Origin of the sequence: Rhodococcus sp. R1101, from assembly GCF_000278445.1 — a bacterium.
GTDB lineage: Bacteria > Actinomycetota > Actinomycetes > Mycobacteriales > Mycobacteriaceae > Rhodococcus > Rhodococcus gordoniae.
Genome location: NZ_AJVB01000190.1, coordinates 1 through 6,787 on the forward strand (window position 1 = coordinate 1; position 6,787 = coordinate 6,787).

The 6,787-nt window shown below is 65.4% G+C and carries 6 protein-coding genes and 1 riboswitch; of the genes, 3 read left to right on the forward strand and 3 right to left on the reverse strand.

Translation table 11 applies throughout. The features are described from left to right. Window positions 1-87 precede the first annotated feature (87 nt). Together R1101_RS0113090 and R1101_RS0113095 are read right to left on the reverse strand one after the other, a co-directional pair. Window positions 88-1,203 carry a DUF3558 domain-containing protein gene (locus R1101_RS0113090; protein ID WP_332307004.1) on the reverse strand — a complete coding sequence of 372 codons (1,116 nt, stop codon included), beginning with the start codon at window positions 1,201-1,203 and terminating at the stop codon, window positions 88-90. Between the two features lie 126 nt (window positions 1,204-1,329). Continuing rightward, a complete protein-coding gene (locus tag R1101_RS0113095) occupies window positions 1,330-2,226 on the reverse strand; it encodes a type IV toxin-antitoxin system AbiEi family antitoxin domain-containing protein (protein WP_016933870.1) in 897 nt (298 codons plus the stop codon). 627 nt (window positions 2,227-2,853) lie between these two features. On the opposite strand from R1101_RS0113095, the gene R1101_RS0113100 reads away from it, so the two are divergent. Continuing rightward, entirely contained in the window at window positions 2,854-3,774 is a 921-nt protein-coding gene (locus R1101_RS0113100; protein WP_016933871.1) for a phosphodiesterase, read from the forward strand. Here R1101_RS0113100 and R1101_RS0113105 read toward each other — a convergent pair. Then, window positions 3,771-5,267: a stealth family protein gene (locus R1101_RS0113105; protein WP_016933872.1), complete on the reverse strand. Its 1,497-nt coding sequence runs from the start codon at window positions 5,265-5,267 to the stop codon at window positions 3,771-3,773. The genes R1101_RS0113100 and R1101_RS0113105 overlap by 4 nt on opposite strands. A 262-nt stretch (window positions 5,268-5,529) precedes the next feature. After that, a riboswitch (TPP riboswitch) is annotated at window positions 5,530-5,621 on the forward strand. 55 nt (window positions 5,622-5,676) lie between these two features. On the opposite strand from R1101_RS0113105, the gene R1101_RS0113110 reads away from it, so the two are divergent. Next, window positions 5,677-6,441 carry a 3-oxoacyl-ACP reductase gene (locus R1101_RS0113110; protein WP_016933873.1) on the forward strand — a complete coding sequence of 255 codons (765 nt, stop codon included), beginning with the start codon at window positions 5,677-5,679 and terminating at the stop codon, window positions 6,439-6,441. Next, the coding region (locus R1101_RS26640) for an LLM class flavin-dependent oxidoreductase (protein WP_037223252.1) at window positions 6,441-6,787 on the forward strand (347 nt) is incomplete at its 3' end. The genes R1101_RS0113110 and R1101_RS26640, both read left to right, overlap by 1 nt.

The window sequence follows — 6,787 nt, forward strand, 5'->3', positions numbered from 1 at the left end:
CCTGCGAAGCAACCGGTCGCGGTGTAGCTCGCGCGTCGAACCGGGGTTCGCTACCGCAACACGCGGGGCGAACCCCGGTTCACCGCGTCAGAGATCGACGAGTGTTTCGATGTCCTGAACGAGGGAGAACAGGGGAGCGCACTGTTTCTCGGAAGGAATCGGTTCGTTGTCGTAGGGGAAGTGCAGCCATGAGCTGACGAGAACGCCGAATTTCGTGTCCAGGATGATCGCGCAATCGTTGCGGTCATGCTGGAGGAGCGCTCTCCTGCTATTGATCGTGATCTCGGTGGAGATATCGCGGTCGCGCTCGAGATATTCCTCGTAGGAGACATTGCCGGCGAGGAAAGTGATCGCGTAGGAATCCTTGTGGTCGGTCGTCTGGGCGAAGCTCTTCCATGAGCAGCTGATGAATGTGTACGTGCCGAAGGGAAGATCGGTGAGATCCTTGCTACGGTCGTCGAAACCTCTTTCGAGAAGTATCTCCATCGGAACATCCAGGCACGGATCGAAAGTGATGTCAGGTCGTTCCGAATCGTCGACGACGCGAGGCGTACGTACGGTCGTGGCGACCTCCATCATGATTCGTCCTGCGTCGACTTCTCGGTCCACCGAATCCTCGATCCGCTCGACGAAGCTTCTGGTCCGGCTGCATCGTGCGTCGTCCGTCATCGGCTGCATCTCGCGTGTGAGGTTGTGGTGCTTGATGCTGATCAGGCCGAATCGGGTGCTCATCGATATCTCGCAGCTGTTTGTTACGTTCGGGTCGAACTTGACGAGGGCGGGACGACCGCTGACTGTTGTCTCGGTGGTGTTCTCGGGGTCCCGCTTGTAGGCTTCGTCGAGCGTCCTGTTCGACGCCAGCAGGTACAGGTCGAACCAACCCGTATCGTTACTGTCCGGGGGAATGCTGTCGAAGGTGCACAGGATCGACGTGTAACCACCGGAGGTGTGCTCGGACTTCTGCCCGGTGGAGAGGTCGACACGTTCCGCACGGAAGGCCTCCTCCGGAATGTCCGCACATGGATCGAATGTGATTTGTGCATGCACTTCCGGGTCGACCGCTTTCGGTGTGTCGTTGGTGGGAAACACGCCTTCGGCCGCGATCGATGCCGGCCCTGGAGAATGGCTGCATCCCGCAACAAGAATCACTGTTATTGCAACTGCCGTCACCGACTTCGTGACGACTGTCGTCCACCTACGCACGTGACCCCCCGATCCGTTTCTGCCGGCGGGACGTTAGCACGTTCCTTCCTCAGCCCCGCACGGCGCAGTGATTGCTTGCGCGCCGAACCGGGGTTCGCTACCGCAACACGCCGGGCGCGCCCCTGTTCACCGCGTCAGCTTCGCGGCGCGACGCGCAGCCTGCCGGAGTCTCTCCGTCACGACGTCGAACCGTTCCAACTCCGCCCACGTCCAGCGCACCACTTCGTAGCCCGCGTCGCGGATCGCGTCCTGCCGGAGCTTCTCGTCGAACACATCGCGCGGATCGGAATACTTGATCCGCCCGTCGAACTCGCCGACGACGCCGTTCTCCCAGAAGAAGTCGACGCGATAGCGTCGCCCGTTTCCACCCACGATCTCGTACTGGAGGATCGGTCGCGGGAGTCCCGCTTCGGCAATACGTAGACGCGACAGCGACTCTCCTGCACTCTCGCTGCGACCGTCCAGGAACGGCACCACCGTGCGGGCACGTGCCAGGCCGTGGCGAGTCCGGGCATCGACCAGCGCGCGCGAAACCTGTTCACGCATAACGGGGTACAGACGAAGGGCGGAATCGCCGGCGATCACGGCCTGCTCCTTCGGGAGCGTGCGTGCGAGGTCGACGACGGTCCGTGCGGCCGACGTGACGGCTACTCCGTCGACGACCACCACGTCGTCGCCGAGTTCGGTCGGATGCACATGGATCTGCGAGGTGACGCGGCCGCGCCGCGTGGCAGGTCGGGAGATGTGGACGAGATCGAGTGGGATGTCCCATAGCTCGAGTCCGTGCAGGGCCGCGGCCGACGCGTGGCTGAGCGCCTCGTCGGGACCGAGCGTCGCTCCGATATGTCGGGCACGGACTCGGTGGACGCCGACCGGCCCGAGTGCGTCGAGGTCGCAGCGGTGCAGATAGCAGCCGCGTCCGACCCGTACGAGTGAGCCGGTGCGAACGGCAGTGCGGATCTCGGTGTCCGAGAGACCCGCGACGGCGAGCGAGGCGTTGGTGAGGATGTTCGGATCAGTCACAACGACGATCCTGCGCGGTACGCCACCCACCGAACCCGCGGCGATCTCCCGATCCGGGGCACCTGTGGATCGATCGCGGGGTTGGGGACAAACTCTGTTGGGAGGCCGTTGACGCGCCGAACCGGGGTCCGCGCGTGCTACAGCGGCGGCGAACCCCGGTTCGGCGCGTTTCTCGCTTCCTCGAAGACGATGTCCCCGAGAAGAGTGCACTGCTCCACCGCGGGAGGCGGCTGCATGTTTTGGGATCATGACGCCCCTCACCGGGATGGGTAGTGGTGAATCCATGGCACTCCCGGTGGGGACGTCGAGAGGGAACGGCAGTCGTGTGTCGGACGCCGAACGTCCGTCGACCCGGTTCGCGCGCCGAACCGGGGTTCGCTGCCGTAACACGCGGGGCGAGCCCCGGTTCACCGCGTCAACGACCGGTCCATGAACGACCCTCTGTTGTGAGCTAGATCACCAGGACTGAAGCATCTTTCCGTTTCCGCAGGTCACCAGGCAATAACACGCTGTTCGCCGCGGGGTCTGGGTCTCGATGTGATCCAGAAGCCATGGAGTCGTAGAAACACAATCGCTACCGTTGATGGCGATCGAGTGCCCGAAACGGGCGAATGGAAGTGAGAGATCATGGGCAGTTCTCCAGCCCCTGAGCGAACAGCCGAATATCCCAGACCTTCGCACACCCTCCTTCATCTCACCGATACGCACCTCGTCGGTGGAGACGAACTCCTCTACGGCACCGTCGACGCCGACACCCGCCTCGGGCTGATCCTCGAGGACATCCGTGCGTCACAGGTCCGTCCCGACGCCCTGGTGTTCACCGGCGACCTCGCCGATCGTGGTCAACCCGACGCCTACCGCAAGCTCCGCAGGCTCGTCGAGCCGCTCGCGGCGGCGCTCGGTGCCGACATCGTCTGGGCCATGGGTAACCACGACGACCGGGCCGTTTTCCGAGAAGAGCTCCTCGACGAAGCGCCCGCCGGCGCGCCCGTCGACGAAGTCCACAGAGTCGGCGGACTGCGGATCATCACGCTCGACACTTCGGTTCCGGGCCATCACCACGGCGAGGTCTCTGCCGAGCAGCTCGCCTGGCTGGCCGACGAGCTCTCGACACCCGCCCCGTTCGGTACCGTTCTCGCACTGCATCATCCGCCGGTACCCAGCGTCTTCGACATGGCCGTGCTCGTCGAACTCCGCGACCAGGCCGGTCTTGCCGAGGTGCTGCGCGGCACCGATGTGCGTGCCATCCTCGGTGGACACTTGCACTACTCGACCTCGGCGACGTTCGCGGGCATCCCGGTGTCGGTTGCTTCGTCGACCTGTTACACGCAGGATCTGAACGTTCCGGTCGGGTCGCAGCGCGGGCACGACGGCGCGCAGGGCTTCAACCTCGTGCACGTCTATCCCGACACGATCGTGCACTCGGTGGTGCCCAGCGGAAGCTACGCCACCGCCGGGCAGCCCCACACGGCCGAGGATGCGGCGCGGCGTCTGGCCGAAGCCGGCATTCGGATCCCCGAGAACCCCGACCTCACCGTTCGCGTCTAGTCGATGTCCGGTCGACCCGGGTAGCCGGTTTCCCAGGGCGCCGGAATCGGGTAGTACCGCTCGAGGAACTGCGTGACCTTCGCCGTCCGCAACTCCAGGTCGACTTCCGGCGTACTGCCGTCGTTCAGGCAGAACAGGTCGAGGTTGCGCCGGGCCAGGATCGTGTCCAGCCGTCGCAGTCCGGTCTTCACCGTGGTGTCGACGTACGCCACCTTCGCCGTCGTCTGCTGTACCGCACGGCCGGTCAGCAGTGTGTAGTAGTGGTAGAAGGAATTCGTCACCGAGATGTTGTCGGCAGCCCGGAACGGGCTAGCCGCCGTCGCCGCGAACTCGTCCGCGAACTCCTGTTCCATCTCCGCCATGATCGACCTGCGAAGCGGGACCGGCGTGTGCTCGAGGTGCCGGGTGATGGTGACCCCGAATCGGTCCTGCAGCAGCGTCCGGTTCATGCGGGCGGAGTTCTCGAAACCGCTGCGCGACGAATGGTTTCGACCGAGACCGATCCGCACGTCGCACTCGATGAACTTGCCGACGCCTCCGCCGGAGAAGAACAGGCTCGGGCTCACCCGGCGACCGAAGAACATGTCGTCGTTCGAGTACAGGAAGTGCTCGGACAGCCCCGGGATGTGGTGCAGCTGCGACTCGACCGCCATCGAGTTGTAGGTGGGCAGCGCCGACGGGTCGGCGAAGAACTCCTCGCTGCGGACGAACGTCACGCGCGGATCGTCGGTGAGCCACGCCGGTCGCGGCGAGTCGGTGGCGACGAAGATCCGCCGCACCCAGGGTGCGTACATGTGGACCGAACGCAGGGCGTACTTGAGTTCGTCGATCTGCCGGTAGCGCGCCGGCGAGTCGTCACCCTCACCGACGACATAGTTCTGCATGAGCTTCGCGCGCTCGGCCTGGAACGACGTCGACGACCCGTCGACCCAGGAGAACACGAGGTCGATCTCGAACGGGATGTCGCCGGGATGGCGGTCGAACATGCCTTCGATCGTGGGCCACAGCTGCCCGTACCGTTCGACGGTCGTCCGGCGCATCTCGTCGCGCCGTGCGGTCGTGCGGGTCAGAGCATTCGGCCGAGGCATGATCACTTCGTCGTCGGTGTAGGTCCACAGCTCGATGTCCACGCCGTTCGACGCGCCGTACCGCAGCCCGCTGGTCAGCTCGACCCGCGGGCGGAACAGCCGGAACACCCGATCCTTCTTGCCGGGCGACAGGTGTCCGTCCGCGACGAGGGTCGAGCGACGCTTCGAACCGACGGCCTTCGAGTAGAAGGGTTCGTCGGAGCATCCCTCGGCGAGAGCGGCACGCAGCCTCTTGCGATCGGACCGGTCGATCGCCAGGATCGGACGTTCGCTGTCGTCGCGCACCAGCAGGTAGTCGATGCGCGCCCGGTCGAGCACGCGGCGCAGGAACAGCACGTCCTCGATCTGCGCTTCGTCCGGCGTGGTGGTGGTGATGGGGATCGCGTAGCGGTCCTCGAACCACACGACGTCCTCGTGGCGCGCGGGTCCGAGGACCGGGGCACGGTCGAGCGGCGGGGCGTCTCCGACCTGCTGCGAAAGGGAGACGTAGGGAGCGTTGTAGGGGGCCGGCGAGTGCGTCGGAATCTCCTTTCACGGGTCGGGTCAGGAAAGGCTCATTTTAACGCCGATCTGAGCTAAGTTCCCGGGTCGGTGATGTGACGATCCGATGAATGCCGACGCCGACGGTCTCGAAGGGGTCGAGATCCCGAGGTGTAACCTGTGCGCAGGACTCGACACGGGGTGCCGGACACGGCTGAGAGAAAACCCGTCGAACCTGATCTCGATTATGCGAGCGAAGGGATGCCGAGCCGGCGACAGGCCTGAGGTCTGTCGCCCTCACGCACCCTTCCCGACACAGGGAAGGCACAGAAAGATGTCACTGCAGAACCGGATCGTCCTCGTCACCGGTGCCGGTCGCGGCCTCGGCCACAGCATCGCGCAGGCGTTCGCCGACGAAGGAGCCGCCGTCGTTCTCGATTACCGGCGCAGCGGCGAGAGCGCGCACGAACTGGCCGACAAGATCGGACCCGAGCGTGCCGTCGCTCTGAAGGCCGATGTCACCGACCGCGCCGAGGTCGAGTCGCTGTTCGCGCGGGCCCGCGAGCACTTCGGGCGACCCGTCACCACGGTCGTCAACAACGCCCTGCCCGACTTCTCGTTCAACGGCGACGCCCGCGCCAAGGCGGACGAGATCGGATACGCCGAATTCGGTGCCCAGTTCGACGGGGTCGTCGGTGGTGCCGTCAACGTCATCCAGGCGGCACTGCCGGGCATGCGGGAAGCCGGCGGCGGCAGCGTCGTCAACATCGGCACCAATCTGTTCCAGCATCCGGTGGTCCCGTACCACGACTACACCGCCGCCAAGGCCGCGCTGCTGTCGCTGACCCGCACCTTCGCCGCCGACCTCGGCCCCGACGGGATCCGCGTCAACATGGTCTCCGGTGGTCTACTGCGCACGACCGACGCATCGTCGGCGACGCCGGAGGCGGTGTTCGACCTCATCGCGTCGTCGACGCCGCTGCGGAAGGTCACCACCCCCGAGGATTTCGCGGCCGCGGTGCTGTTCTTCGCATCCGACTGGTCGCGGGCCGTCACCGGGCAGAACCTGGTGGTCGACGGAGGACTGGTGATGAACTGATGCCCGGACCACGCACCCTCCACCTCAACGCCTTCCTCTACGGCGTCGGGCACCACTCGGCGGCATGGCGCCATCCCGACTCCGCCGCCGAACGCATCGGCGACATCACATATTTCGAGGAGCTTGCCCGCACCGCCGAACGAGGACGCCTCGACGCCGTGTTCTTCGCGGACGGTCACAGCGTCAACCCGAAGTACACGGCGGGCACCACCTGGTTCCTCGAACCCCTCACCGCGCTGGCGGCCATGGCGCGCGCGACCGAGCACATCGGTCTGGTCACCACCGTCTCGGCAAGCTTCTTCACGCCGTTCCACGCGGCACGGATGCTGGCCTCGCTCGACCACAT